Origin of the sequence: Sphingopyxis sp. Root154, from assembly GCF_001427105.1 — a bacterium.
GTDB lineage: Bacteria > Pseudomonadota > Alphaproteobacteria > Sphingomonadales > Sphingomonadaceae > Sphingopyxis.
On sequence record NZ_LMGI01000002.1, the window covers coordinates 1,413,808 to 1,438,292 of the forward strand.

At 65.5% G+C, this 24,485-nt stretch carries 32 protein-coding genes; 25 read left to right on the forward strand and 7 right to left on the reverse strand.

Going from position 1 to position 24,485, the window contains the following annotated elements:
- The first annotated feature begins 25 nt into the window (after positions 1 to 25).
- The 20 genes from ASD73_RS12470 (at position 26) to ASD73_RS12565 (ending at position 12,480) form a co-directional block, all read left to right on the forward strand.
- A complete protein-coding gene (locus ASD73_RS12470; protein ID WP_056376066.1) occupies positions 26 to 583 on the forward strand; it encodes a dihydrofolate reductase family protein in 558 nt (185 codons plus the stop codon).
- Between the two features lie 35 nt (positions 584 to 618).
- Positions 619 to 1,338, forward strand: coding sequence for a DUF1428 domain-containing protein (locus tag ASD73_RS23550; protein WP_056372755.1), 720 nt, complete (start codon positions 619 to 621; stop codon positions 1,336 to 1,338).
- Between the two features lie 105 nt (positions 1,339 to 1,443).
- Complete coding sequence (locus ASD73_RS12480) at positions 1,444 to 2,082, forward strand: glutathione S-transferase family protein (protein ID WP_056372756.1); 639 nt, start codon at positions 1,444 to 1,446, stop codon at positions 2,080 to 2,082.
- Positions 2,079 to 2,630 (forward strand): GFA family protein, encoded by a 552-nt coding sequence (locus tag ASD73_RS12485; RefSeq protein WP_200934938.1) that lies wholly within the window; start codon positions 2,079 to 2,081, stop codon positions 2,628 to 2,630. The genes ASD73_RS12480 and ASD73_RS12485 overlap by 4 nt, the downstream gene beginning before the upstream one ends.
- Positions 2,627 to 2,926: a DUF6958 family protein gene (locus ASD73_RS12490; protein WP_056372757.1), complete on the forward strand. Its 300-nt coding sequence runs from the start codon at positions 2,627 to 2,629 to the stop codon at positions 2,924 to 2,926. Before ASD73_RS12485 ends, ASD73_RS12490 begins: the two co-directional genes overlap by 4 nt.
- 23 nt (positions 2,927 to 2,949) lie before the next feature.
- Complete coding sequence (locus tag ASD73_RS12495) at positions 2,950 to 3,666, forward strand: DUF899 family protein (RefSeq protein WP_056372758.1); 717 nt, start codon at positions 2,950 to 2,952, stop codon at positions 3,664 to 3,666.
- 24 nt (positions 3,667 to 3,690) lie between these two features.
- Positions 3,691 to 4,485, forward strand: a complete 795-nt coding sequence (locus tag ASD73_RS12500) for a VOC family protein (protein ID WP_056372759.1) — start codon at positions 3,691 to 3,693, stop codon at positions 4,483 to 4,485.
- 16 nt (positions 4,486 to 4,501) lie between these two features.
- Entirely contained in the window at positions 4,502 to 4,915 is a 414-nt protein-coding gene (locus tag ASD73_RS12505) for a VOC family protein (RefSeq protein ID WP_056372760.1), read from the forward strand.
- A complete protein-coding gene (locus ASD73_RS12510; protein WP_056372761.1) occupies positions 4,915 to 5,427 on the forward strand; it encodes a VOC family protein in 513 nt (170 codons plus the stop codon). Before ASD73_RS12505 ends, ASD73_RS12510 begins: the two co-directional genes overlap by 1 nt.
- On the forward strand, positions 5,405 to 5,866 hold the full coding sequence (locus tag ASD73_RS12515) for a hypothetical protein (protein ID WP_235534356.1): 462 nt from the start codon (positions 5,405 to 5,407) through the stop codon (positions 5,864 to 5,866). The genes ASD73_RS12510 and ASD73_RS12515 overlap by 23 nt, the downstream gene beginning before the upstream one ends.
- Positions 5,866 to 6,519 (forward strand): glutathione S-transferase family protein, encoded by a 654-nt coding sequence (locus ASD73_RS12520; RefSeq protein WP_082521513.1) that lies wholly within the window; start codon positions 5,866 to 5,868, stop codon positions 6,517 to 6,519. The genes ASD73_RS12515 and ASD73_RS12520 overlap by 1 nt, the downstream gene beginning before the upstream one ends.
- Positions 6,520 to 6,604: 85 nt before the next feature.
- A complete protein-coding gene (locus ASD73_RS12525; protein ID WP_056372764.1) occupies positions 6,605 to 7,387 on the forward strand; it encodes a hypothetical protein in 783 nt (260 codons plus the stop codon).
- 64 nt (positions 7,388 to 7,451) lie between these two features.
- A complete protein-coding gene (locus ASD73_RS12530; protein WP_056372765.1) occupies positions 7,452 to 7,787 on the forward strand; it encodes a PGPGW domain-containing protein in 336 nt (111 codons plus the stop codon).
- Between the two features lie 101 nt (positions 7,788 to 7,888).
- A complete protein-coding gene (gene rpmH, locus ASD73_RS12535; RefSeq protein WP_039570342.1) occupies positions 7,889 to 8,023 on the forward strand; it encodes a 50S ribosomal protein L34 in 135 nt (44 codons plus the stop codon).
- A 29-nt stretch (positions 8,024 to 8,052) separates the two neighbouring features.
- The gene (gene rnpA / locus ASD73_RS12540; protein ID WP_082521514.1) at positions 8,053 to 8,397 is read left to right on the forward strand and encodes a ribonuclease P protein component; all 345 of its coding nucleotides are present in this window, start codon (positions 8,053 to 8,055) and stop codon (positions 8,395 to 8,397) included.
- Positions 8,394 to 8,606 carry a membrane protein insertion efficiency factor YidD gene (yidD, locus tag ASD73_RS12545; RefSeq protein ID WP_037517062.1) on the forward strand — a complete coding sequence of 71 codons (213 nt, stop codon included), beginning with the start codon at positions 8,394 to 8,396 and terminating at the stop codon, positions 8,604 to 8,606. The genes rnpA and yidD overlap by 4 nt, the downstream gene beginning before the upstream one ends.
- 42 nt (positions 8,607 to 8,648) lie before the next feature.
- Entirely contained in the window at positions 8,649 to 10,394 is a 1,746-nt protein-coding gene (yidC, locus tag ASD73_RS12550) for a membrane protein insertase YidC (RefSeq protein WP_056372767.1), read from the forward strand.
- On the forward strand, positions 10,391 to 11,050 hold the full coding sequence (gene yihA, locus ASD73_RS12555; RefSeq protein WP_056372768.1) for a ribosome biogenesis GTP-binding protein YihA/YsxC: 660 nt from the start codon (positions 10,391 to 10,393) through the stop codon (positions 11,048 to 11,050). The genes yidC and yihA overlap by 4 nt, the downstream gene beginning before the upstream one ends.
- A gap of 42 nt (positions 11,051 to 11,092) precedes the next feature.
- Complete coding sequence (locus ASD73_RS12560) at positions 11,093 to 11,764, forward strand: glutathione S-transferase family protein (protein ID WP_056372769.1); 672 nt, start codon at positions 11,093 to 11,095, stop codon at positions 11,762 to 11,764.
- Between the two features lie 68 nt (positions 11,765 to 11,832).
- Positions 11,833 to 12,480, forward strand: a complete 648-nt coding sequence (locus tag ASD73_RS12565) for a hypothetical protein (protein ID WP_056372770.1) — start codon at positions 11,833 to 11,835, stop codon at positions 12,478 to 12,480.
- On the opposite strand, the gene ASD73_RS12570 is transcribed toward ASD73_RS12565, so the two are convergent.
- Complete coding sequence (locus tag ASD73_RS12570) at positions 12,477 to 12,944, reverse strand: cupin domain-containing protein (protein ID WP_056372771.1); 468 nt, start codon at positions 12,942 to 12,944, stop codon at positions 12,477 to 12,479. The two genes, ASD73_RS12565 and ASD73_RS12570, sit on opposite strands and share 4 nt — an antisense overlap.
- A 96-nt stretch (positions 12,945 to 13,040) precedes the next feature.
- Here ASD73_RS12570 and dapE point away from each other — a divergent pair, with 96 nt between their 5' ends.
- A complete protein-coding gene (dapE, locus tag ASD73_RS12575) occupies positions 13,041 to 14,174 on the forward strand; it encodes a succinyl-diaminopimelate desuccinylase (protein ID WP_056372772.1) in 1,134 nt (377 codons plus the stop codon).
- A 9-nt stretch (positions 14,175 to 14,183) separates the two neighbouring features.
- Here dapE and ASD73_RS12580 read toward each other — a convergent pair whose 3' ends face one another.
- Genes ASD73_RS12580 through ASD73_RS12590 form a run of 3 tightly spaced genes read right to left on the reverse strand, consistent with a single transcriptional unit; the run spans position 14,184 to position 16,753 of the window.
- On the reverse strand, positions 14,184 to 14,759 hold the full coding sequence (locus tag ASD73_RS12580) for a Smr/MutS family protein (protein ID WP_056372773.1): 576 nt from the start codon (positions 14,757 to 14,759) through the stop codon (positions 14,184 to 14,186).
- A gap of 1 nt (position 14,760) precedes the next feature.
- Positions 14,761 to 16,086 (reverse strand): MltA domain-containing protein, encoded by a 1,326-nt coding sequence (locus tag ASD73_RS12585; protein WP_056376069.1) that lies wholly within the window; start codon positions 16,084 to 16,086, stop codon positions 14,761 to 14,763.
- A gap of 4 nt (positions 16,087 to 16,090) precedes the next feature.
- Positions 16,091 to 16,753 carry a Tim44/TimA family putative adaptor protein gene (locus ASD73_RS12590; RefSeq protein ID WP_156377371.1) on the reverse strand — a complete coding sequence of 221 codons (663 nt, stop codon included), beginning with the start codon at positions 16,751 to 16,753 and terminating at the stop codon, positions 16,091 to 16,093.
- A gap of 252 nt (positions 16,754 to 17,005) precedes the next feature.
- On the opposite strand from ASD73_RS12590, the gene secB reads away from it, so the two are divergent.
- The 4 genes from secB (at position 17,006) to ASD73_RS12610 (ending at position 21,017) form a co-directional block, all read left to right on the forward strand.
- Positions 17,006 to 17,524: a protein-export chaperone SecB gene (gene secB, locus ASD73_RS12595; protein ID WP_056372774.1), complete on the forward strand. Its 519-nt coding sequence runs from the start codon at positions 17,006 to 17,008 to the stop codon at positions 17,522 to 17,524.
- 24 nt (positions 17,525 to 17,548) lie between these two features.
- Entirely contained in the window at positions 17,549 to 19,141 is a 1,593-nt protein-coding gene (murJ, locus tag ASD73_RS12600) for a murein biosynthesis integral membrane protein MurJ (RefSeq protein ID WP_082521515.1), read from the forward strand.
- Positions 19,142 to 19,144: 3 nt separating this feature from the next.
- Positions 19,145 to 20,143, forward strand: a complete 999-nt coding sequence (gene trpS, locus ASD73_RS12605) for a tryptophan--tRNA ligase (protein ID WP_056372775.1) — start codon at positions 19,145 to 19,147, stop codon at positions 20,141 to 20,143.
- A 172-nt stretch (positions 20,144 to 20,315) separates the two neighbouring features.
- Positions 20,316 to 21,017, forward strand: a complete 702-nt coding sequence (locus tag ASD73_RS12610) for a DUF4136 domain-containing protein (protein ID WP_056373595.1) — start codon at positions 20,316 to 20,318, stop codon at positions 21,015 to 21,017.
- Between the two features lie 291 nt (positions 21,018 to 21,308).
- On the opposite strand, the gene dnaA is transcribed toward ASD73_RS12610, so the two are convergent.
- The 3 genes from dnaA to mutM all read right to left on the reverse strand — a co-directional run bounded on the left by dnaA (position 21,309) and on the right by mutM (position 24,438).
- Entirely contained in the window at positions 21,309 to 22,673 is a 1,365-nt protein-coding gene (gene dnaA / locus ASD73_RS12615; RefSeq protein ID WP_056372776.1) for a chromosomal replication initiator protein DnaA, read from the reverse strand.
- Between the two features lie 502 nt (positions 22,674 to 23,175).
- Positions 23,176 to 23,439 carry a 30S ribosomal protein S20 gene (rpsT, locus tag ASD73_RS12620; RefSeq protein ID WP_037514171.1) on the reverse strand — a complete coding sequence of 88 codons (264 nt, stop codon included), beginning with the start codon at positions 23,437 to 23,439 and terminating at the stop codon, positions 23,176 to 23,178.
- Between the two features lie 189 nt (positions 23,440 to 23,628).
- Entirely contained in the window at positions 23,629 to 24,438 is an 810-nt protein-coding gene (gene mutM, locus ASD73_RS12625; RefSeq protein WP_056373597.1) for a bifunctional DNA-formamidopyrimidine glycosylase/DNA-(apurinic or apyrimidinic site) lyase, read from the reverse strand.
- Positions 24,439 to 24,485 lie beyond the last annotated feature (47 nt).

The window sequence follows — 24,485 nt, forward strand, 5'->3', positions numbered from 1 at the left end:
TCAACCCCTCCCCAGGAGAGAGACCATGACAGCTCCGCTGTTTGCGCAAATATCGGTGTCGCTCGACGGCTTCATCGAAGACCCTGACAAGAATATCGACTGGATGACCGAGGATGCATCGGTCGACGCGCTGCACACGCGCACGCTGGATGAAATCGGCGGCATGATCTTTGGCCGCATGGCGCATGCCATGATCGCCGATTTCTGGATCGATGCGGCGGGGCAAACCGGCCTGCCGTCCGATCTGGCACAGCAGACCGAACGGATGACCGCGCTGCCCAAATATGTGCTGACACACGGCAGCGATGTTGGCGGCTGGACGCAAAGCCACGCGATCACGCTGGGCGATGTGGCGCGCCTCAAGGCCAAAGCGACGAAGCCGATTGCCGTCTTCGCGGGGGCGGGCGCGATCCAGTCCGTGCTGGGCTCCGGGTTGATCGAGGAGCTGCGGCTGATCCGTTACCCCGTCGTACTCGGCGGCGGCACACCGCTGTTCGCGGCCGACGGCAAGCGGCGCCAACTGGTGCCGTTGGGTCAGGAGAAATTTGCATCGGGGGCCACACTGGAGCGTTTCAGAATCTGAAGGGACGCCCCGAACCCAAATGAAGGAGAGAGAAGATGACCTATGTAGAAGGATTTGTCCTTGCGGTCCCCACCGCGAACAAGGAAGCGTACCGCAAGCATGCCGCCGATGCTGCGCCCCTGTTCAAGGAATTCGGTGTCGCGCGCATGGTCGAATGTTGGGGTGACGACGTCCCCGACGGCAAGGTGAACGACTTCAAGGGCGCGGTGCAGGCGAAGCCCGACGAGACCGTCGTGTTCAGCTGGTTCGAATATCCCGACAAGGCGACGCGCGACGCTGCGAACGAAAAGATGATGAGCGACCCGCGCATGGCGCAGATGGGCGGCGAGATGCCGTTCGACGGCAAGCGCATGATCATCGGCGGATTCGATTCGATCGTCGACGACCGTGCCGAAGGCAAGACCGGCTACGCCGACGGCTATATCGTACCCGTCCCCGAAGCCAACAAGGAAGCGTACCGCGAGCTGGCGCAGAAGATGTCGGGCGTGTTCCTCGATTATGGCGCGACGCGCGTCGTCGAGGCGTGGGCCGACGATGTCCCCGACGGCAAGGTCACCGACTATGCCCGCGCAGCGCACAAGAAGGACGGCGAGACCGTCGTCTACAGCTGGGTCGAATGGCCGAGCAAGGAAGCGCGCACCAAGGGATGGGAAACGATGATGGCCGACGAGCGGATGAAAGCGAGTTCCGAGAACACCCCGTTCGACGGCGCGCGCATGATCTATGGCGGTTTCGCGCCGATCGTCGAAGCCTGATCGCGCTGACGGAGGTGCTGACGGCGTACCGTCGCAGCCCCTCCGCCACCGCCTGTGGCTCCCCAATGGCTTCGCCGCAGGGGGATCGAGAGGAAGGATCGAACGATGATAAAACTTTACGGAACGCCCCCCACCCGCGCGCTGCGCGCGATGTGGCTCTTGAACGAGCTCGACCTCGCCCACGAAATTGTCTCGATCGACCTCGGCGCCGGCGAGCAGCTGACGCCCGAATTTCTGGCACTCAATCCGGCCGCGAAACTGCCGGTTCTGGTCGACGGCGACCTGGTGGTGAGCGAATCGGCGGCTATCCAGCTCTATCTGGCCGATAAATATGGCGACCGCTTTCCCGGCCGCGGCCTGATCCCCGATACGGCCGAAGAGCGCGGCCAGATGTATCGCTGGCTGTTTTTCCTGATGACCGAGATCGAGGCGCCGCTGTGGCGGATCGCTTTGCACAGCTTCCTCTATGCGTCCGACGAGCAATCGGCCGCGGAAATCGCGCTGGCGAGGCGCGATTGCAAACGGATGATCGCGGTCTTCGAACAGCATATGCAGCGGCGCAATTTTGTCGTCGGCGAGCAGGTGACGGTGGCCGATTTCAACGCCGCCTACACGCTCGATTGGGCCAAGCTCGAGGACATGCTGGACGATGCCCCCGCGCTCAGCGCCTATCTGGAATCGATGTACGCGCGGCCCAAGGCACCGGTGACCATCGCCGAAGCCATGGCGGAGCTGGAAGCATGACCCGCAGCGAGCCGGGCATGACGCGCACGGCCTCGTGCCAGTGCGGCGCGGTGAGGCTGGAACTCAGCGGCCAGCCGATCGTCGCGGCGACCTGTTATTGCCATAGCTGCCAGCAAGCGGGGCGGGGCTTCGAAGCCTTGCCCGGCGCGCCGGGAGTCGTCGGTCCCGATGGCGGGACGCCCTATGTGCTGATGCGCAAGGACCGGCTGCAATGGCTGTCGGGATCAGACCAGCTGGAGGAGCATCGGATCGAACCCGATTCGCCGACGCGGCGGTTCGTCGCGCGCTGCTGCAACGCGCCGATCGCGCTCGAATTCACCAAGGGCCATTGGCTGAGCGTCTATTCGGCGCGCATTCCTGAGGCCGAGCGCCCGGCGGCCGAGATGCGGACGATCGTGGGCGACCGACCCGACGGGGTCGAGCTGCCGGACGACATCCCCAATTATGCCACGCCGACGGGCAAGTTCATGTGGCGACTGCTGAAAGCCTGGGCCGCGATGGGTTTCCGCGCCCCGCCGCTCGAAGCGACGAAGGGATATGCGCGATGAGCAAAAATATCGAACGCACCGAGATGCGCAGCATAACCAGTCCCGATTTCGCGATGCAGGTCGACAAGGCGAAATATGGCGCGATGAAGGAGGCGCTGCTCGCGGCGGTGCCGAAAACCGTGCCGGGGCTGACCGTCGCCGAGGTCAAGGAACGCGTGCTCCCGCTGCTCCCCGACCACCTGTTCCCCGGCGGCGCCAAGGCGGGCTGGTGGCTGAAGGGCGTCCAGCTTGATCTTGAGGCCCGTGGGCTGATCGCGCGCGAAAATGTGAAGCCGCTGCGGCTGCACCGGCTATAAGCGAACTCAGGAGGAAGCAGGCCATGCAACATCTGTCCTTCCCGAACGAGAGCGAAGCCTATCGCGCCGCGCGCGCCGAACTGCTCGCCGACGAAATCGCGCTGCGCCGCCAGATCGAGGCGGTCGCCGCCAAGCGCCGCGCGCTGCCGCCGGGCGGCGCGGTACCCGAGGATTATAGCTTCGAGCGCATCGGCGCTTTCCAGCGTCCCGAGCGGGTCAGATTGTCCGAGCTGTTCGAGGGCAAGCCGAGCATCATCCTGCAAAGCTTCATGTTCGGGGCCGAACGCGACAAGCCGTGCGACGGCTGCACGCATATGCTCGACGCGATCGACGGCAGCGCCCGACACGTCGGGCAGCGCGCGCCGCTCTATATCGTCGCCAAGTCGCCGATCGCGCGGCTCGAAGCCTGGGCGAAGGAGCGGCGCTGGCCGCACCTGATCTTCCTGTCCGACGTCGATGGGCGCTATTCGGCCGATTATTTCGGCGACACGTCGAAGCTGACCGACGCCAAGCGCGCCGAGCATGGGATGAAGCCCGGCGAGAATTGGGACGAGACGATCTTCAACGTGTTCCGCAAGGACGGGACCAGGATTCGCCACGTCTGGGCGAGCGAGATGGCCTATGCGCCCGAGGATCCCGGCCAGCACCACCGCGCGGGCGACCTCGTCGATCCCTTGTGGGGCCTGCTCGACATGACGCCCGAGGGGCGTGGCGACTGGTTCCCCAGCCTGACCTACTAAACCGAAGCATCGAGGAGAGAGACGATGACCAAGGCAGCCAATTTCATCTGGTACGAATTGATGACCCCCGATCCCGCGGGCGCGGCGTCCTTTTACGGCGCCGTCGTCGGCTGGACCATCGCGGCGCATAACGACGCCGCGGCCGGCGGCATCGATTATCGCATGATCGGGCGCAGCGACGGCGGCAACGCGGGCGGGGTGCTCGCGCTGAGTGCCGACATGCTCGCGGGCGGCGCACGGCCGGGCTGGCTCGGTTATCTGGAGGTCGCCGACGTCGATGCGAGCATCGATGCGATCAAGGCCGATGGCGGCGCGGTGCATATGCCCGCGACCGACCTGCCCGTCGGCCGCATCGCGATGGTCAGCGACCCGCAGGGCGCGCATTTCTATATCATGGACCCGATCCCGCCCGAGGGTGCCGTTCCGGGGGAAAGCGGCGTGTTTTCGGTCACCGAAGCGCAGCATGTGCGCTGGAACGAACTCGCGACCAGCGACTCCGACGCCGCGATCGCCTTCTACAAAAAGCATTTCGGCTGGGGGCAGGAGGGCGAGATGGATATGGGCCCGATCGGCGCCTACCGCTTCGTCCAGCGCGGCGAAGTGATGATCGGCGCGGTGATGCCTTTGATGGAGGGCTATCCGGTGCCGGTGTGGAATTTCTACATTGGTGTCGACGACATCGACCGCGCGCACGCCGCGGTGACCGCGAACGGCGGCACGATCACCAGCGAGCCGATGGAAATCCCAGGCGGCGAATATGCGATGAACGCGATCGACCCGCAGGGCGCGCCCGTCGGCTTCGTCGGCCCGCGCAAATAGGCAAAGGAGAGAGAGGGTGGAAAACCAGGGCCCGACGACGGGACTGACCCCGCATATCGCCATCGCCGACAAGCGCGCGAGCGAGGCGATCGATTTCTACATCAAGGCGTTCGGCGCGACCGAGAATGTGCGCATGCCCGCGGACGACGGCGTGCGGCTGATGCACGCGCATCTGACGATCAACGGCGCGTCGCTGATGATGCACGACGAATTTCCCGAATATGTCAGCGAACCCTCGGGCAAGCCCGATGGCGTGACCTTGCACCTGCACGTCGACGACGCCGACGCCTGGTTCGACCGCGCGGTCGCCGCGGGCGCGACGGTGGTGATGCCACTCGACAATATGTTCTGGGGAGACCGCTACGGCCAAATCAAGGATCCGTTCGGCCATCTATGGTCGATCGGCGCGCCGATCAAAGGAGAGAAGTGATGACGAACCAACCGACAAGCCAACCCGTGACCCTCTGCCTCTGGTACGACAAGGATGCCGAGGAAGCCGCGACCTTCTATGCCGCGACCTTCCCCGACAGCAAAGTCGGGTCCGTCCACAAGGCGCCGGGCGACAATCCGAGCGGCAAGGAAGGCGACGTGCTGACGGTCGACTTCACCGTGCTTGGCATTCCGTGCGTCGGGCTCAACGGCGGCCCCGCCTTCAAGCATAGCGAGGCCTTTTCCTTTCAGGTCCATACCGACACGCAGGAGGAAACCGACCGTTACTGGAACGCGATCGTCGGCAACGGCGGACAGGAAAGCATGTGCGGCTGGTGCAAGGACAAATGGGGCCTCAACTGGCAGATCACCCCGCGCGTGCTAACCGACGCAGCGATGGGCGGCGACCCCGCAGCCGCCAAACGCGCGTTCGAGGCGATGATGACGATGAAGAAGATCGACATCGCGAAGATCGAGGCCGCGGTGCGGGGTGAAGCCGTTGGCGCGGCGTAGCCCGGCGCTCTTCGCGTGGCTGCTCTGCGGCACGCTCGACATCGTCTATGCGGCGGTGTCGAGCGTCGTGCAGGGGGGCACCGTCTCTTCGATGCTGCATGCCGTTGCCAGCGGCCCGTTCGGCGATGCCGCGCGCGGCTGGGGCATCGGCGGCGATATCGCGGGGCTGGCGACGCATTATGCGATCATGGGCGCGATGGTCACGGCGTGGTTCTTCGTCGCGCGGCGTTGGAATGCGCTGACGGCCTGGCCGTGGTGGCTCACGGGCACGCTCTACGGGCTGCTGCTCTATGTCATCATGAACGGGATCGTGCTGCCGCTGCGCTTCGGATTGCCCTTCCCGCCCGCCGACCTCGTCAAGGGCGCAATCGCGCTCTTCCCGCATATTTTCTTCGTCGGCTGGCCGCTCGCCTGGCTGACGCGCAAGGATAACAATTGATGCTGATTTATTATGGCCACCCTTTCTCCTCCTACACATGGAAGGCGCTGATCGCGCTCTACGAAAAGGGGATCGATTTCGAGTATCGCTCGGTCGACCCGACGTTTCCGGAGCATATGCCCGAACTGCGGGCGCACTGGCCGGTCGGGCAGTTCCCACTCCTCGTCCACGACGGGGTGCCATACTTCGAATCGTCGATCATCATCGAATATCTCGACCGGCTGGTGTCCGAACCGCGCCTGATCCCGCAGGATTTCGACGCGGCGCTGAAAGTCCGGCTGCTCGACCGCGTCTTCGATAATCATGTCATGGGCCGGATGCAGGCGGTCGTGGCCGACGCGATACGCGGGCCCGAGAATCATGTGCCACTGATCGTCGATCAGTCGAAAGCCGCGCTCGAGACCATCTATGGCTGGCTCGACAAGGAGCTGGCGGGCGGCGGCTGGGCAACGCCCGACGGTTTCACCCTCGCCGATTGCGCCGCCGCGCCGTCGCTCTTTTACGCCGACTGGGTGCATGAAATCGACGGAAAATACGAGAATCTGCGCGCCTACCGCGCCCGCCTGCTCGCGCACCCGTCGGTGTCGCGCTGCGTCGAGGATGCCCGGCCCTACCGCCCCTACTTCCCGCTCGGTGCACCCGACCGCGACTGACGAAGGCCGTCCCATATCGGGGTTAACGCGGCGCTGACGCTGCCTGTTCGCCATTTGATAGGCGCGCACGCGCGAAGGCGGACGCATGGTTTCGCCATCCGCCTTTCTGCGCACGCTCATTGTCGCCGCACTCGCGGCGGTGCTGGCGTTCGCGCCGGCGCAGGCGCAGCAGGTCGTGACGATCACCACGACGACGGTGACGTGGACCTATGACGATGCCGGCGACGACGACGGCGCGGAGTATATCGACGAAGATGCCGCGCTGCTGGGGGACGAGGCGCTCACCGAAGATGCCGATTTCGCGGCGACGCGCCGTTATGCGCCCGCCGCCACGCTCGCGACGCTCGGCCACGCCAAGGCCAGCTTCGGTCCCTTCTCGGTGATCGACAGCGCGACCGTCCGCATGGCGGGCGACGTCACTTCGGCGACCCCGCGCCAGTTCGCGGCGATGCTCGCGGCCTTTCCTGGGCTCAAGCGGCTTGAGATGACCGACTGCCCCGGCAGCCTCGACGAGGAAGCCAATCTGATCCTCGCGCGGGCCATCCGCCGCGCCGGGATGGAAACCGTCGTTCCGGCGGGCGGCTCGATCCGCTCGGGCGCAGTCGAGCTGTGGCTCGCGGGCGTCACCCGCCGCGCCGCGCCCGACGCCGAATTCGGCGTCCATAGCTGGGCCGACGAATATGGCCGCGAGGCGAACGACTATCCCGCGAACGACCCGGTCCACGCCGAATATCTGGGCTATTACCGCGAAATGGGGCTGAACGACGCCAAGGCGCGCGAATTTTACGCGCTGACCAACAGCACCCCGTTCGACAATGTCCGCTATCTGACGCGCGACGATATGGCACGCTTCGTCACGCTCAACTGACGCGGCTTGGCGGCGGCGCTGCTTTAGCCTTGTAACACGCCGCCCCCTCCCCCACATCGCCCCCATGGCGAAACGCAGCCTCTACCAGCGATTGCGCACGAACCCACAGGTGCGAACAGGGCTGTTCGTCCTTGGCTTGCTGCTGATGATCGCCGCACCGCTGCTCGGTCCGCTGCCGGGGCCCGGCTTTATCCTCCTCTTTCCCGCGGGACTGATGCTGGCTTTGCAGAACAGCGAGTGGGCGAAACGCGTCTATGTCCGCTTCAAACGGCGCCACCCGCGCTATGCCGGCTGGACCGACCGCCTGATGCGGCGCAGCAGCGCGGCGCGGCGGCGCGAGCGCGACGCGCAAGAAGCGATCGATGGCGAAACGCCCGAAAACCGCGCCAATGGCAATTGACTTTCCGCCGACTCTCGCTTATCCGCGCCTCCATCAGTGGCCGCCCACGTTTGGCGGCCCTTTTCTGTTAGAGCCTTTGACGAGAATTAGGGACAACCGCGATGAAGCGTACCTTTCAACCGAGCAACCTCGTGCGCGCCCGTCGCCACGGTTTCCGCGCCCGCAAGGCGACGGTTGGCGGCCGCAAGATTCTCGCCAACCGCCGCGCCCAGGGCCGCAAGAAGCTGTCGGCCTGATCCAGGCCGGTGGCGCGCTGGCTCAGCCGGTGCGAACCCTTTCAAAACGTAGCGAATTCTTGGCCGCAAACCGCGGCCTTCGCTTTCCCATGCCCGGCTTTGTTCTGCTCGTCCGCCAGCGCGGCGACGGCGACGATTCGCTGGGCATTGGCTATACCGTCAGCAAGAAAGTCGGCAATTCAGTCACGCGCAACCGGATGAAGCGCCGGCTGCGCGAACTGTGCCGCGCCGCGCTCCCCGAATCGGGAATCGCCGGTGCCGACCATGTCCTGATCGGTCGGCCGGGTGGCAACGACATCCTCTTTGCCGAGCTTGGCGAGCATCTCGATTCGGCGCTCAAGCGCGCGGCGAAGAAGCTCGTGAAACCGGCATGATCGCGAAATTGCTCATCCTGATCGCGCGCGGGTGGCAAATCGGCCCTTCGCGCATCCTGCCGCCCACCTGCCGCTACGCGCCGTCGTGCAGTGCCTATGCGATCACCGCGCTCCAGCGCCATGGTGCGATCAAGGGTGGCTGGCTGGCGACAAAGCGGCTATTGCGCTGCCATCCTTGGGGGGGACACGGGTACGACCCGGTCCCGTAATCATTCCCGACATTCTTTAGAGACGAAGAGAGACCGAAGAGCGTGGACGACAAGCGTAACATGATCGCGGCAATTTTATTGTCGGTGGCCATCCTGATCGGCTGGAATTTCGTCTCCGAGAAATTCTTCCCCACGCCCGACAAGCCCGATGTGACCACGACGGTCGCCGGGCCGGGCGGCACCGCGCCCGCCGCGGCGCCGGGCCAACCCGCCGCGCTGCCCGCCCCGGGCGTGCCCGCTACGGCCGCGCCGCAAGCGATCCGCCCGATCGAAGCGGTGCTCGCCGACGGCAACCGCATTCCGATCGAAACTCCCGCGATCAAGGGGTCGATCAACCTCGTCGGCGCGCGCGTCGACGACATTACGCTCAGCAAATATCGCCAGACGATCAAAAAGGATTCGCCGCCGGTTCGCCTGTTTGCCCCCGCGGGCACCAAGGCCGCCTATTTCGCGAGCATCGGCTGGTCGGCGCAGGGCGTCGTCGTTCCGGGCCCGACCACGGTCTGGACCGCGACCGGGAGCAAATTGACCCCGACGACGCCGGTCACGCTGAGCTGGGCCAACGGCGCCGGTCAGACCTTCCGCATCGAATATAGCATCGACGATGATTATCTGATCACCGCGAAGCAGACGATCGCCAACACCGGCGCCGCGCCAGTCGCGGTGCGCAGCGGCACCTATATCGACCGCACCGGCAAGCCGACCGACCCGCACGAGCAGGACAGCTGGACGATCCATGTCGGCCCGACCGGCTATCTCGACGGCAAGTCGAACTTCACCAATTATGACGAACTCGAGGAGGCCGCGAACAACACCGTTTCCTACACCTCGGCAGGCTGGCTCGGCTTTACCGACAAATATTGGCTCGCCGCGGTCGTCCCCGCGAAGGGCGAGAAAGTCTCGGCCGCGTTCAATTCGCTGCCGGGGGGCGCGTTCCGCGCCGCCTTCGCCCGCGACCTTGTCGAGGTTGCGCCGGGCAAGCAGATTACGACGACCAGTCGCGTCTTCGCCGGTGCCAAGGAAGTCAGCACGCTCTCGCACTATCAGGACGATCAGGGCATCACCCGCCTGTCGAACGCGATCGACTGGGGCTGGTTCGAATTTTTCGAGGTGCCGATCTTCAAGCTGCTCGACTGGCTGTTCAAACAGGTCGGCAATTTCGGCGTCGCGATCATGGTCCTGACCTTGATCATCCGCGCGCTGATGTTCCCGATCGCGCAGCGCCAGTTCGGATCGATGGCGCAAATGCGCCTCGTCCAGCCGAAGATGAAGGCGCTGCAGGAACGCTATAAGGACGACAAGCCCAAGATGCAGCAGGAGCTGATGAAGCTCTATAAGGACGAGAAGATCAATCCGCTCGCCGGCTGCCTGCCGATCCTGATCCAGATCCCGATCTTCTATGCGCTGTATAAAGTGCTGATGCTGACGATCGAAATGCGGCACCAGCCGTTCATCCTGTGGATCAAGGATTTGTCGGCGCCCGATCCGCTGCACATCCTCAATCTGTTCGGGCTGCTGCCCTTCACCCCGCCGTCGATCCTCAGCATCGGCGTCCTCGCGGTGATCCTCGGCATCACGATGTTCCTGCAGTTCCGTCTGAATCCGCAGGCGACCGACCCCGTGCAGCAGCAGGTGTTCAAGATCATGCCGTGGCTGTTCATGTTCATCATGGCGCCGTTCGCGGCGGGCTTGCTGCTCTACTGGATCACCAACAACCTGCTGTCGATCGCGCAGCAGCAGTGGATGTATCGCAAGTTCCCGGCGCTGAAAGCGGCGGCAGCAAAGTGAGCGAAGTCGAACTCGAACCCGGCGCCGATCCCGAACGGGCGGAGCGCGCGCGCAAGCTGTTTTCGGGACCGATCACGTTCCTGAAATCGGCGCCCGCGCTCGAACATCTGCCGCCGGCCAGCATGCCCGAGATCGCGTTCGCGGGGCGCTCGAACGTCGGCAAATCGTCGCTGCTCAACGCGCTGACGAACCGCAACAACCTCGCGCGCACCTCGGTGACGCCGGGGCGGACGCAGGAACTCAACTATTTCGACGTCGGCGAACCGCTGATCTTCCGGCTGGTCGACATGCCCGGTTACGGCTTTGCCAAGGCACCAAAGGATGTCGTCAGGAAATGGCGCTTCCTGATCAACGATTACCTCCGCGGCCGCGCGGTATTGAAACGCACGCTGGTGCTGATCGACAGCCGCCACGGGATCAAGGAGGTCGACCGCGACGTGCTCGAAATGCTCGACACCGCGGCGGTCAGCTATCGTATCGTGCTGACCAAGGCCGACAAGATCAAGGCGACCGAGCTAGAAGCGGTGCAGGCCGCGACCGAAGCCGAGGCGCGCAAGCACCCCGCCGCGCATCCGCAAGTGATCGCGACGAGCAGCGAAAAGGGCATGGGCGTCGCCGAACTGCGCACCGCGGTGCTGGAAGCGGTCGAGAGTTGACCTTTTCCTCCCTCCCCTTGAGGGTGGGGTCAAGGAGATCGCATGAAACTGTTTCTCGGCAACAAGGCCTATTCGAGCTGGAGCCTGCGCGGCTGGCTGGCGGTCAAGCATAGCGGCCTGCCGTTCGAGGAAGTCACCGTCCCGCTTTACGACGAGGACTGGTCGAACCGGCGCGAGGGCGACGAGTTCGCGCCGTCGGGCGGCAAGGTGCCGATCCTGTGGGACGGCGACGATATCGTCGTGTGGGACAGCCTCGCGATCATCGACTATCTCAACGAAAAGACCGGCGGGACGAAGGGTTTCTGGCCCGACGACATGGCGGCGCGCGCGATGGCACGGTCGATGGCGGCCGAAATGCATTCGAGCTTTGCCGCGCTCCGCCGCAACCACAGCATGAATATTCGCCGCATCTATCCCCCCGCCGAGCTGCTGCCCGAAGTGCAGGCCGATGTCGTCCGCATCTTCCAGATCTGGGCCGAGGCGCGTGCGCGGTTCGGCGGCGAGGGCGATTTCCTCTTTGGCAGCTGGTCGGCCGCCGACATCATGTTCGCGCCGGTCGTGACGCGCTTTATCACCTACTCGATCCCGCTGCCGCGCTTCGCCGCCGCTTATGCGCAGGCGGTGATCAGCCATCCGTGCATGCAGGAATGGATCGGCGGCGCGCAGGCCGAGGACTGGATCATCGAGAAATTCGAGGGGCCGGTCGAGGGCTGAGCCCAAGCTATCGCGGCGATGAACCGGCCGTTCAGGACGGGACCATGTCGGTCTGCTATTCCGGGCCTATGCGCTACCCTGTCATCGCGGCGTTGATCGCCCTTGCCCTGCTACTCCCCGCCGCCAGCCCGGCTGCGGCGCAGCGCGGGGCGGACTGGGAGATTGGCCCGATCATCCGCGGCAAAAATTATTCGCAAGGCATGCCGCTGCATCCGCAGCCCACCCACACCGGCTGGCAATTCGACTTTCCCGTCGGCAGCGCCGCCGCCGGCCATGTCCATTATGTCACCTTCCGCCCCGGCCCGATCTCGCCGCAAGCCCGCATCGTCGTGCGCTACCGCGTCGATGCACAGGCCGGCACGCGCTTCGTGCCGCAGGAAAGCCCCGATGTTCCCGCCACCGTGTCGCTCTATTTCCAGCGGCGCGGCGACAATTGGAGCGCGAAGGGCCGCTACGAAGATTTTCGCTGGTACGCCCCTGCCGCCACAGTGCGCGAAATCGCGCCGGGCGAGCATGAAATCATCGTCGGGCTCGACGATCCGAACTGGATTTCCGTCCTGGGCCGAACCGCCGGATCGAAGCCGGGCGCGAGCGAGGCCGCACTCGCTGATATCGAGCGTATCGGGCTGGTCTTCGGATCGCCGGCGGCGCGCGGTCACGGCGTCTATGCGACCGCCCCGGCACGCTTCACCTTGTTGAGCTTCCATATCCGTTAGGGGATGCGGCTCGTCGGATAGGGCGTGCCGTCCTTGTGGAAATAGCCGTCGGGCGTGAAGAGCATATCGATGTCCGAATAGCCGCCGCCGGTGTCGTATTTCTTGCCGCCGCCCAGCGCGACGAAGACGCAGTCGGCATCCGATTCGTTGACCAGATGATGGCCGTTGGTGCTGCCCTTGGGCCACACCGCGATATCGCCCGCCCGCATCGGCCAGCGCCCGTCGTCCTCGATCAGCACTGCCTCGCCCGAGATCATCACCAGCATCTCGTCCTCGCCGTCGTGCCAATGGCGCTGCGACGACCAGGCGCCGGGTTTGAGCACGACATGGCTCGCGGCGAAATCGCTGAGTCCCGTGGCAGGGGCGAGACGGCGATACCAGCGGCCTTGCACGGGTTGGTTATAGGGCGCGGGATAGCCGGTCGTGTTGGTTTGCGGGATCGTATCGAGATCGAGCTTGGGCATGGCAGTCCTCGTAGCTTTGTTCCTTCTTTGTTTCGCACAAAGGCGGCGCGATGCAAAGCCTCGACTTGCCGCAGCGCAAGGGAGTAAGGGAGCGGCATGACCGAAACCGTGGACCCCGTAGAACTCGCCAAGGCGCTGATCGCCGCGCCGAGCGTCACCCCCGCCATGGGCGCCGTGTTCGACACGCTGGAGGCGGCGCTGACGCCGCTCGGCTTTACCGTCGAGCGGTTCATCGACGGGATCGAGCCCGACGGACCGGTCGAAAACCTGCTTGCGGTGCGGACGGGCAAGGGGCCGAAGCATTTCGGCTTTGCGGGGCATCTCGACGTCGTGCCGCCGGGTGTCGGCTGGACCGGCGATGCCTTCGCTCCCGAAGTACGCGGCGATCTGCTCTACGGCCGCGGCGCGGTCGACATGAAGGGCTCGATTGCCGCCTTTGTCGCCGCAGCGGCTGCCACTCCGGTCGAGGCAGGCACGATCAGCCTGATCATCACCGGCGACGAGGAAGGCCCCGCGATCTTCGGCACCCGCGCGCTGATGGAACATATGGATGCGCGCGGCGTGCGTCCCGACATGATCGTCGTCGGCGAGCCGACCTCGGTGAACCGGCTCGGCGACATGGTGAAGATCGGCCGGCGCGGCTCGGTCAATATCTGGATCGACGTGCCGGGAACGCAGGGCCATGTCGCCTATCCGCACCTCGCCGACAATCCGATCCCCAAGCTGGTCAAGATCTTGGCGGCGATCGACGCGGTGGTGCTCGACAGCGGCAACGACTGGTTCCAGCCGTCGAACATCGAATTTACCGATGTCGAGGTCGGCAATGGCGCGACCAACGTCATCCCCGCCTCCGCCCGCGCGCGGCTGTCGATCCGCTTCAACGACCAGCATAAGGGCGCCGACCTCGTCGCGCTGATCGAGCGCATCGCGCACGACGTCGAGCCGAATGCGAAAATACTGGGCAAGATTTCGGGCGAAGCCTTCCTCACCCCGCCGGGCGACCTGTCCGAACTGGTCGCCGAGGCGATCCATGCCGAGACCGATGTGCGCCCCGAAATGTCGACCACCGGCGGCACGTCGGACGCGCGCTTCCTCCATGCGCTCTGCCCGGTGGTCGAGTTCGGGCTGACCAATGCGACGATGCACAAGCTCGACGAGGCGGTCGCGGTGGCGGATCTCCACACGCTGACCGCCATTTATCGCGGCATCTTGATGCGCGCTTTCCTCTAGTCTTCGCGCCTAATCTTCTCTGGCGCGCCGCAGGATGACATAGACCGCGCCCGCCCCGCCGTGGCTGATATGCGCGGGGCGAAGCGCGACGATCTGGTCGGCGTAGGGCGAGTAAGCGAGCCAGTCGGGCAGCGACGCGCGGATCGCGCCGCGCGGGCGCGGGTCGCCGTGCATCTGCGGCAGGCGGTCGGCGCCGGGACGCAGGCGTCCCGCGACCACGAGCAGCACGCGCGCGCCGCGCATCAGTCCGCGCCCGATCGCCTCGTCGAGCAACGCCTGCGCCGAGGCGAGCGTATGACCGTGAAGGTCGATGCTGAGGTCGGGGCGCACGAGCCCTTTGCGCAAGCGGCGGTCCCAATGGCCATCGAGCGTCGCGGCCTGGTGGGTGCGGCGCGGCGGCGGCAGTTTCGTCGCGGGGCGGGGCGCGGCAGCGGGGGCGGCGGTGGCGCGCGGGGTCGGCTTGGGGGGGCTGACGGTCGGCGGCGCTACCGGCGCGAGCGGCGCCTTCGCCTTGGCGAGCGGCTTTACGGTCGCCGCGACCTTTTTCCACAGCGCGCTTTCGTCGGGGGCGAGGCGCCGCGGCACATCAAGGCGCCGGGATCAGCCGTGCGATGCTGGCGCGCGGGAGCAGCAGCAGCGCCGAGCCGCGGCCCGCCATGCCGCCGGCGATCGCGCGCGCATCGTCGCCCGCGCCCCAGAAGCTGTCGAAGCGGTTCGCACCCTTGATCGCGCCGCCGGTGTCCTGCGCGATCCACAGCCCATTGGGCTCGGCGCGGTCGAGCGAAAGGAAGACGGGCGCGCCGAGCGGCACATATTTGGGATCGGCGGCGACGCTCGCGCGGCCGGTAACGGGTACCCCGAGCGCGCCGAGCGGCCCGGGGCCGGTGAGTTCGCGGAAAAAGACCCAGCTCGGGTTCTCGTTCATGACCGCGGCGCCGCGCACCGGATCGGCGCGGAGGTAATCGAGGATACCCTGCATCGACGCCTGCCCGCGCTGCAACTCGCCGCGGTCGAGCAAAAGCTTGCCGATGCCGACATAGCCGCGGCCGTTCTGCGTATCGTAGCCGATGCGCATGATGCCGCCGTCGGGCAGGCGGAGCCTTCCCGAGCCCTGCACCTGCAGGAAGAAAAATTCGGCGGCGTCGGCGGCATAAGCGATTTCGAGTCCGCGCCCGTCGAGCGCCCCGCTCTCGATCGCAGCGCGGTCGTAATAGCGCGTGAAATTCGAGCCGTCGACGCGGCCGCGGATCTTGCGGCCCTTCAAATCGTCGGCGAACTGGCCGAGGTCGACTTCGACGAGATCGGCGGGGCGGCGATAGATGGGAACGTCATAGCCCGGCCGCTTTGTGCGCGAGCCCGCGATCTCGGGTTCATAATAGCCGGTGACGAAGGCGGTACCCGCGCCGACCTGCACGGTGCCGAAATACCGGGTGAAGAAGGCCGAAGCGTCGCTGTCCTTCCAGCTTTTCGCCGCGGTGCAGCTTTCGGTCCAGTCGGGACCCTGCGTGAGGCCGCTGCTATCGGTGCGGCGCTGGACCGAGGGGCAGCTGATTCGGAAGGCTGCGAGCGCCGCGGCCGCCTGCTGCGCGGTCACGCCGAGCGTCGAGAAATCGGCGCCAGCGACAACACCGCTGGCGGCGGCGGTCGTCGCATCGGCCGGGACGGGCGTTGCGGGAAGCGGCGCGCGCGGGGTTGCGGGGATCGGCTGGGCAGCGGCGCCGGCTCCTTCGGACGGGCGCGGCGTATAGGGGCGCGGCGTGCCAGCCGGGCGCGGCGGTGCAGGGGTGGTGGTGGCGGGACGGCCACTATCGGTCGTGGGAATCACCGACGCACAGCCCGGCAACAGGGGAATGGCGGCGAGCAGCGCGAATCCGAACGATCGCGCGCGCGGCGCCCCCACCGTCAGGATCACGGGGTCAGGCCGATTCGGCTTCGTCGAGCACCCAATTGGGGTCGTTGCTGCCGATCTGGCGGCGGAAGGTCCACAGATCGTCGGTCTGCGTCGCATCGCTCATCGAACCGGCGATCAGCTTGCCGTCGGCATCGCGGGTTACCGCGCTGATATCCGCCCGGTAGCGCACGGTGACGCGCGCCTCGCTGCGATTCAGTTCGACCGCGGTGATCTTCGCCGAATCAATGACCATCAGGCGGTTGTCGAGCGTCTCGCCACGCGCTTCGCGCGCGGCGATCGCGTCGGCAAAAGCTTCGTAGCTGTCGTCGTCGCACAGGTCGCGAAGCGTGTCGCGGTCGCCCTTCCAATAGGCTTCGAGGATCATACGATACGCGGCTTCGGCGCCTTCCATGAAGCGGCCGGCGTCGAAATTGCGGTCGGAGGCCAGCAACTGACGGAGGCCGGCTTCGGCAGCGGGTTCGTAGACGAGACCCGAGGTGTCGGCCGACGCGGGCGCGGGCGCCTGCGACCCGTCATTCTCGTCGAGCCGAACCGTCGCCGAGGCAGTGCGCTCGCGCGGCAGCACAGGCTCCTGCTCATGCCCCGTGCGCTTGCCGAGCACCGAGTAGAGCCGCATGCCGAGGAAGGCGGCAATCATGGCGAGCAGGACGATGGAAAAAGCGGTCACGGGCAAAAGTCCAATGCGGGCAATGGAAACATAGTGGTTGTTACATAGGCGATACGCGCCATAGTTTCAAATGACCATGGCCGCTGCGGGTCCGCGGGTCAACGATTCGGCCTTAACTATACGATGGAATAGGGCGCCCATTGTGCTCGCCGCCGGGCGCTGCTAAGCGCCGCGGCAACCGTCCGCCGCGGTTCCGACACGGTCCGCGGATGCCGATATTGTTTCCATCTTTTCAGTGAAAGCTTCTTCATCATGGCTGACGAGACCAGCGCCGACATCAACAATCCCGCCCTGCAGCCCAATGGCGAAGACACGAGTCCGGCGATCGGCCTGATCTCGCAATATGTGAAGGATCTGTCGTTCGAAAATCCGAACGCCCCCGCGGTTTATCAGTGGCAGGACGCGCCGCAGGTCGATGTGCAGTTCAACATCGCCGCCGACAGCGTCGGTGACAATCTGTACGAAGTGACGCTGAAGATCGACGTGACGTCGAAGACCGATCAGGGCACCAGCTTCGTCATCGACCTGAAATACGCCGGCCTGTTCGGCGTCCGCAACGTCCCCGACGACCAGCTTCAGCCCTTTTTCCTCGCCGAAGCGCCGCGAATCCTGTTCCCCTTCGCGCGCCGTGTCGTTGCCGATGCGGTCCGCGACGGCGGTTTCCCGCCGCTCCTGCTCGAACCGATCGATTTCCACGGCCTGTTCATGCAGCAGGTCCAGCAGGTCGAAGCCGAGCAGGCGGGCGACGTCGCGCCGGTCGGCCAGGCTTAACCCCCATTCGGGCGGGCTGACGGGTTGAGCAGCCTCATCAAAAACGTCGGGACGATCGGCGGGCTGACGATGGTCAGCCGGATCTTCGGTTTCGCCCGCGACATGCTGCTCGCCCGCGTGCTGGGCGCCGGCCTCGCCGCCGATGCCTTCCAGCTCGCCTTCACGCTGCCCAACACCTTTCGCCGCCTGTTCGCCGAGGGCGCCTTCTCGGTCGCCTTCGTCCCGACATACAGCCGCGCGCTGCACGGGGAAGGCGGCGAAGCGGCGGCGGCGAAATTCGCCGATGACGTGCTCTCGGTCTTCCTCTGGATATTGCTCGCCTTCTCGGCCGTCATGATGATCGCGATGCCGGGGATCGTGTGGCTGCTCGCGCGCGATTTCCAGGAGGTGCCGGGCAAGTTCGAATTCGCGGTGTTTCTGAGCCGCGTGACCTTCCCCTATCTGGCGCTTGTCAGCCTTGTCGCGATGCTGTCGGGGCTGCTCAACGCCCGGTCACGCTTTGCGCCGGGCGCCTTTGCTCCGGTGCTGCTCAATATCGTGCTGATCGGCGGCATCATCACCGGATGGTGGCTGCGCGGCCCGGGAGGCGACGACCGGATCGTCGCCGAAGCGCTATGCGTCGCGGTGAGTATCGCGGGCGTCGTCCAGCTCGCCTATATGTGGTGGGCGGTGCGCCGCGCCGGGCTGAAGCTCCACTGGCACATGCCCCGGCTCACGCCCGAGGTGAAAAAGCTCGGCATGCTGATCCTGCCCGCGACCTTCGGCGCGGGCATTTATCAGATCAGCCAGTTCGTCGACACCTTCTTCGCGACCTCGCTGGCGCAAGGCTCGCTGACGCTGCTGAAGCTTGCCGACCGGCTCAATCAGCTGCCGCTCGGTATCGTCGGCATCGCGCTGGGCACCGCGATCCTGCCGATGCTGTCGCGCCACATCCACAGCGGCGACGCCGCCGAGGCGCAGCGATTGCAGGGCAATGCGTTCGAGATTGCGACCCTGCTGACGCTGCCCGCTGCCGCCGCGCTCGCGATCTGTGCCCCCGCCTTCGTCACCGCTTTCTTCGTCGGTGGCCGGTTCACCGATGCCGACGGCGCGATCATGGCGCAGATCGTCGCCGCGCTCGTCGCAGGGCTTCCCGCCTATGTCATCGTCAAGATATTGAACCCGGGATTCTTCGCGCGCGAGGATATGCGCACGCCGGTGTGGACCGCGCTCGCGGCGCTGATCGTCAATATCGCGATCAACCTCTATGTCGTCGAGCGCTACGGCATCGTCGGGCTCGCGGGCGCGACCGCGGCCTCAGCCTCGCTCAACTGCCTGCTGCTCTACATCGTGCTCCACCGCCGCGGCTGGTTCCATTTCACCGCGAAGCTCGCGGGGCGCATCGCGCGCCAGTTGACCGCGGTCGCGGCGATGTCGGCGCTGCTGTGGTGGATGATGCCGCTGATGGCGCCCTATTATGGCGGCAATGTTTTCGAGCGTATCTGGTCGCTCGCCGCACTCTGTGGTGCAGGCGGCGCGGTGTTTTTCGCCGTCGCCTTCCTCGTCGGCGCGCTTGACAAGGATCTGGTCGCCATGCTCACGCGGCGGCGCGCCAAACCGGCGATTGAACAGGAGTAAGACATGCGGACGCTATCGGGCATCCAGCCCACCGGAAATTTGCATCTCGGCAATTATCTGGGCGCGATCCGCAACTGGGTGCGCATGCAGGACGAAATGCCGGGCGAAAAGCTTTATTTCCTCGCCGACCTGCACGCGATCACCGTGTATAACGACCCCGCCGAGCTGACCGCGAACACGCGCGAGATGGCGGCGGCGTTGCTCGCCGCGGGGATCGACCCGACGAAATCGATTCTGTTCAACCAGGCACGCGTTCCCGCGCACGCCGAGCTGGCGTGGCTCTTGTTCTGTACCGCGCGCATCGGCTGGCTGAACCGCATGACGCAGTTCAAGGAAAAGTCGGGCAAGAACCGCGAGGGCGCGAGCGTCGGCCTGTTCGCCTATCCGGTGCTGCAGGCGGCCGACGTGCTGATCTATCAGACGACGCACGTTCCCGTCGGCGACGACCAGAAACAGCATCTCGAACTCGCGCGCGACATCGCGACCAAGTTCAACCTCGACACGGCGACCGAGACCTTCACCCTGCCCGAACCGACGATCCCCGCCGCCGCGGCGCGGATCATGAGCCTGCGCGACGGGTCGGCAAAAATGTCGAAATCGGACCCGAGCGATGCGAGCCGTATCAATCTGGTCGACGATGCCGACACGATCATGGCGAAGATCCGCAAGGCCAAGACCGACGCCGAGCCCCTTCCGTCGGAGACCGCAGGGCTCGAGGGCCGTGCCGAGGCGAAGAATCTCGTGTCGATCTACGCCGCGATGGCCGACGAAAGCGTCGATCAGGTGCTCGCGCGCTTTGCCGGACAGGGCTTCGGCGCGTTCAAGCCCGCGCTCGGCGAACTGCTCGTCGAAACGCTGCGCCCGATCGCGACGCGGCTGAACGAACTCAAGTCCGATCCGGCGGCGATCGACGCCGCTCTCGAGGCCGGTGCGGCCCGCGCATCGGCGCTCGCCAAGCCGACGCTCGACGCCGCTTATGCCGCGCTGGGGCTGTGCCGCTGACACCGCGCTGTTTCGCGGGCGAAATTTCTTGTTTTTGCGGCGCGCGTCCCCATATCGGGACGTGGAACCGCCGCGCGATGAAACGAGTTCAACCAAGGTTAAGTCGCGTCGGCGTAGTCTATGGTACGAGAGCGCGGCCTATATGCGCTTCCCGAATTACGGAGCCAAGACGATGAGCAAAATGAATCTTAGGCGACTGGGCCTTGCCGCCATGACCGGCGCGGCGCTGGCGCTCGCCGGTTGCGCGACGCCGTTCAAGGCCGATGTCGCGCGCTTCCAGACCCAGCTTCCCGCGCCGCAGGGCCAGAGTTTCGTCGTCGAAGCAAGCAACCCCGCGCTGCAGGGTGGCATCGAGTTCGGCCATTATGCCAATCTGGTGGCCGGCGAACTGACGCGCTACGGCTATCGCCCCGCGGCGAATGGCGAACGCGCAGACCTCGTCGTGCGTATGGACTATGGCGTCGATAAGGGGCGCGAGCGCGTCGTGTCGAGCCCCGGCTTCGGCGATCCCTGGTACGGCGGGTACGGCGGCTATTACGGCCGCGGCTTCTATCGCCCGGTGATCGTCAGCGGCCGCGGCGGGCGCCGCTATGTCTATGGCTATCGCGACCCGTTCCTGTGGGGCGGCGGTTTCGGACCCGGCTGGGGCGGCACCGACGTCAGCAGCTATACCGTCTATACCAGCGGCCTGAACCTCCAGATCAACCGCGCCGCCGACGGCTCTCGCCTGTTCGAGGGCCATGCCGAGGCGCAGTCGCGCGACAATAATCTGCAGGCGATCGTCCCGAACCTCGTCGAGGCGATGTTCACCGGCTTCCCCGGCAATTCGGGCGAGCGGGTGCGGATTACGGTGGCGCCGCCCGAAAAGGGCTGATCCGCCTTCCGAGCCAAAAACAAAAGGCCCGCCATCCGGAAGGACGGCGGGCGTTTTTGATTTCGGGCGAGAGCAATGCCGACTTTCGACCGGTAGGCACCCTATCAATCATCGTCATCCCGGACTTGATCCGGGGCCTGCCTTCCAGAAGGAAAAGGCGGGTTCCGGATCAAGCCCGGGATGACGGAAATGGGTGATTGAAAGGCAGCTCCCACCCCGAAGCAGACCTTCAAACAGCGGCCTGCGACGATGTGGATAACCCCGGGAATAAGCCAGGGATAAGTCTGTGGATCAGCTGTTGAGACTGCGCCGGATCGCCGCGATCTCGGCGTCGAGTTCGCTGTCGGCGACGCGTAGCGCCTCGACCGTGCGCACCGCATGGATCACCGTCGAATGGTCGCGTCCACCGAAGCGCCGCCCGATTTCGGGGTAGGAGCGCGGGGTGAGTTCCTTCGCGAGGTACATCGCGACTTGGCGCGGGCGGGCAACCGCGCGAACGCGGCGCTTCGACGACATTTCCGACTTGTCGAGCCGGTAGTGCGCGCAGACCGCGCGCTGGATCTCGTCGATCGTGATCCGCGGGCGCGCGGTTCGGACATTTTCGGCCAGCCGGTCTTCGGCGAGCGCGATGTCGACGGTCGTGCCAGTGAGCGCGGCATAGGCAAGCAGCTTGTTGAGCGCGCCTTCGAGTTCGCGAATGTTGCGCGTGAAATGCTTGACCAGATAGGCGACGACATTGTCGGGCACGTCGACCATCGGCATCGCGGTCAGCCGCTGGCGGATGATGCGTTCGCGCAGGTCGTCCTCAGGCGCCTCGATATCCGCAACAAGGCCACCCGAGAGACGCGACAGGAGGCGCGCCTCGACGCCGTCCAGCATCGCCGGCGGGCGGTCGGCAGTGACGACGAGGCGCTTGCCCGCGGTCATCAGGTCGTCGATCGTGTGGAGCAGTTCTTCCTGCGTCGAATTCTTGCCGATCACGAACTGAAGGTCGTCGAGCAGCAGCAGGTCGGCGGCGCGCAGCCGCGCCTTGAACGCCATCATATCACCGCCGCGCATCGCGCCGACGAATTCGAGCATGAATTTTTCCGCCGACATCAGGATGATGTTCGCGGTCGGGTGGGCCGCGGCATAATCCTGCGCCATCGCCTGGAGCAGGTGCGTCTTGCCCTGCCCGGTGCCCGAACAAAGATAGAGCGGATTGAACTGCGGCGCCTCGACCATCGCCATGCGGCGCGCGGCGTTGGCCGCCAGAATGTTGCTGCGCGCGACCACGAAGCGGTCGAACGACAGGCGCGGGTCGAAGCCTAGCAGCGCGGGATTGGCGGCGGGTGTCGGCGCCGGGGCATCGAAGCTCGGCAGCGGCGAGGCAGCGAGGACCGTAGCGCGATCGTCGGCGGCGGCGCCGCCACGCACCGTGACGCCGCGCACCGCGGGCAGTTGCTGCCGCCATGCGAGTTCGAGCCGGTCGCCGAAACGCTCGTTGATCCAGTTCGCCGAAAAGCGGCTGACAGTTTCGAGCGTCACCACGCCCGACAGCGTGCAATAGTCAGCGAAGCGCACGGGCTTCAGCCAATGATCAAACGTCCGCACGCCAAGGTCGCGGCGCAGCCCTTCGGCGACGCGCGGCCAGAGCGTTGCAGCATCGCCGCTCATTGCTCCGCCCTTTGCGTCATATCCATGCCGATTGCTGCTTTCTATCACGCCGTGCCGCCCCCTCAGGTCCCCGCGCGTCGCACGATCGGGCGGCCGACCACGCGCCGATTCGTCGCCTGCGCGGGGCGCAGACATACTATCCGGGGCAGACAGCCCGAGAAGATGCGAATCATGTCGATGTGGCGGCCGCCGGCGAAGGCCGACGACGCACCCTGTCTAGTCAGGCCGCGCCGAGTCGATCAAGGGTGCGGCATGTAAAAATACTGAAATAAAAATCTTGACTCACTAGGGGAGCCGGAATCGCGCCAGAACGGCATTTTGTGACTATTTTTCAATAGTTTAAATATGACATTCCAATGACCAAACAACGAATCGCCGTAAATCCGTCACTTACCGCGCTGCAACACTATTGCCATCGCGTTGTCACAATATCCGACGCAAAAAAGGACCCGCGGGCATGAAGCCAGCGGGTCCTTTTTGTTCCCTTTCGGGACGAAGCGAATCAGGCGATGGCGTTCACGCTCTTGGTCAGGCGCGAGAACTTGCGCGCCACGGTGTTCTTGTGGAGCACACCCTTGGCAACGCCGCGCGCCATTTCAGGCTGCGCCGCCTTCAGTGCGGTTGCAGCGGCGTCCTTGTCGCCGGCGGCGACGGCGTTCTCGACCTTCTTCACCAGCGTGCGAATGCGCGAAACGCGATTCTTGTTCACGACGGTGCGTGCGGTGTTGCGGCGGATGCGCTTTTTTGCCTGCGGCGTATTGGCCATAAATTCCTCTAGTCTCTCAAACGGTCTACATGGTCGGAGCACAGCCTCAGCGGAGCAGCCGAATCGCGCGAATTGCAGCGAATCAATGTCCGGATGCGGCCGGTTCCGGACGACCGGACCCTGCTCGAAGGGTGCGCGCATAGCGGTGACCGGCGATTTGGTCAATGGGTTTGCGGGCAATTACCCGCATTATCGTTGGCATTTCGGGCAATAGAAGGTCGACCGGCCCGATTGCACGATCCGCGCGATCGTCCCGCCGCATTCGCACGCCTCGCCCTCGCGTCCATAGACGCGCCAGTCCTTGGCGAAATAGCCGAGGTCGCCCTCGGGGCTGAGGAAATCGCGCAAGGTCGATCCGCCCGCTGCGATCGCCGCGATCAGCACATCCTTGATCGCGGGCACCAGCACCGCGAGCTTCGCCTTCGATACGTCGGCCGCCGGCTTGGTCGGCGCGATGCGCGCCATGTTGAGCGCCTCGCAGACATAGATATTGCCGAGCCCCGCAACGATCGTCTGGTCGAGCAGCATCGCCTTGATCGGCGCGCGCCGTCCGGCGAGCGCCTTGGCGAGATAGGCGGCGTCGAAAGCTTCGGACAAGGGCTCGGGACCGAGCGTTACGAAGGCGGGAAACAAGGTCAGCGGATCGCCGCTCACCAGATCGACCGACCCGAAGCGCCGCGGATCATGCAGGAATAGCCGGTGGCCCGCGGTTTCGAGCAGCAGATGGTCGTGCTTGCCCGCCTCGCCGCCCTCGGTCCGCCAGCGCCCCGACATGCCGAGGTGGAAGATCATATGATCGTCGCGGTCGGTCGAGATCACGCCATATTTGGCGCGGCGCGACAGGCCCGTGACCGTTGCCCCGGTCAGCCGCTGCGCAAGGTCGGCGGGAAAGGGGCGGCGCAGGTCGGGACGGAAGGTGGTGACCGCCGTCAGCCTTTGCCCCTCGAGGAAAGGCGCGAGGCCGCGGACGGTGGTTTCGACTTCGGGGAGTTCGGGCATATCGTGCATCGGGCTACGCGCCATTTGCGCGGGCGGCAAGGCCCCGC

Bases quoted from the DNA above. Each gene is read 5' to 3' on its own strand.
- ASD73_RS12480 (WP_056372756.1), top strand. From the start codon at position 1,444: ATGATAAAACTTTACGGAACGCCCCCCACCCGCGCGCTGCGCGCGATG.
- mutM (WP_056373597.1), bottom strand. From the start codon at position 24,438: ATGCCCGAACTCCCCGAAGTCGAAACCACCGTCCGCGGCCTCGCGCCT.
- ASD73_RS12560 (WP_056372769.1), top strand. From the start codon at position 11,093: ATGAAACTGTTTCTCGGCAACAAGGCCTATTCGAGCTGGAGCCTGCGC.
- ASD73_RS12495 (WP_056372758.1), top strand. From the start codon at position 2,950: ATGCAACATCTGTCCTTCCCGAACGAGAGCGAAGCCTATCGCGCCGCG.
- trpS (WP_056372775.1), top strand. From the start codon at position 19,145: ATGCGGACGCTATCGGGCATCCAGCCCACCGGAAATTTGCATCTCGGC.
- dnaA (WP_056372776.1), bottom strand. From the start codon at position 22,673: ATGAGCGGCGATGCTGCAACGCTCTGGCCGCGCGTCGCCGAAGGGCTG.
- yidD (WP_037517062.1), top strand. From the start codon at position 8,394: ATGATCGCGAAATTGCTCATCCTGATCGCGCGCGGGTGGCAAATCGGC.
- rpmH (WP_039570342.1), top strand. From the start codon at position 7,889: ATGAAGCGTACCTTTCAACCGAGCAACCTCGTGCGCGCCCGTCGCCAC.
- ASD73_RS12570 (WP_056372771.1), bottom strand. From the start codon at position 12,944: ATGCCCAAGCTCGATCTCGATACGATCCCGCAAACCAACACGACCGGC.
- ASD73_RS12610 (WP_056373595.1), top strand. From the start codon at position 20,316: ATGAGCAAAATGAATCTTAGGCGACTGGGCCTTGCCGCCATGACCGGC.
- ASD73_RS12485 (WP_200934938.1), top strand. From the start codon at position 2,079: ATGACCCGCAGCGAGCCGGGCATGACGCGCACGGCCTCGTGCCAGTGC.
- ASD73_RS12565 (WP_056372770.1), top strand. From the start codon at position 11,833: ATGCGCTACCCTGTCATCGCGGCGTTGATCGCCCTTGCCCTGCTACTC.
- ASD73_RS12510 (WP_056372761.1), top strand. From the start codon at position 4,915: ATGACGAACCAACCGACAAGCCAACCCGTGACCCTCTGCCTCTGGTAC.
- ASD73_RS12525 (WP_056372764.1), top strand. From the start codon at position 6,605: ATGGTTTCGCCATCCGCCTTTCTGCGCACGCTCATTGTCGCCGCACTC.
- ASD73_RS23550 (WP_056372755.1), top strand. From the start codon at position 619: ATGACCTATGTAGAAGGATTTGTCCTTGCGGTCCCCACCGCGAACAAG.
- rpsT (WP_037514171.1), bottom strand. From the start codon at position 23,439: ATGGCCAATACGCCGCAGGCAAAAAAGCGCATCCGCCGCAACACCGCA.
- dapE (WP_056372772.1), top strand. From the start codon at position 13,041: ATGACCGAAACCGTGGACCCCGTAGAACTCGCCAAGGCGCTGATCGCC.
- secB (WP_056372774.1), top strand. From the start codon at position 17,006: ATGGCTGACGAGACCAGCGCCGACATCAACAATCCCGCCCTGCAGCCC.
- ASD73_RS12490 (WP_056372757.1), top strand. From the start codon at position 2,627: ATGAGCAAAAATATCGAACGCACCGAGATGCGCAGCATAACCAGTCCC.
- ASD73_RS12520 (WP_082521513.1), top strand. From the start codon at position 5,866: ATGCTGATTTATTATGGCCACCCTTTCTCCTCCTACACATGGAAGGCG.
- ASD73_RS12530 (WP_056372765.1), top strand. From the start codon at position 7,452: ATGGCGAAACGCAGCCTCTACCAGCGATTGCGCACGAACCCACAGGTG.
- ASD73_RS12470 (WP_056376066.1), top strand. From the start codon at position 26: ATGACAGCTCCGCTGTTTGCGCAAATATCGGTGTCGCTCGACGGCTTC.
- ASD73_RS12500 (WP_056372759.1), top strand. From the start codon at position 3,691: ATGACCAAGGCAGCCAATTTCATCTGGTACGAATTGATGACCCCCGAT.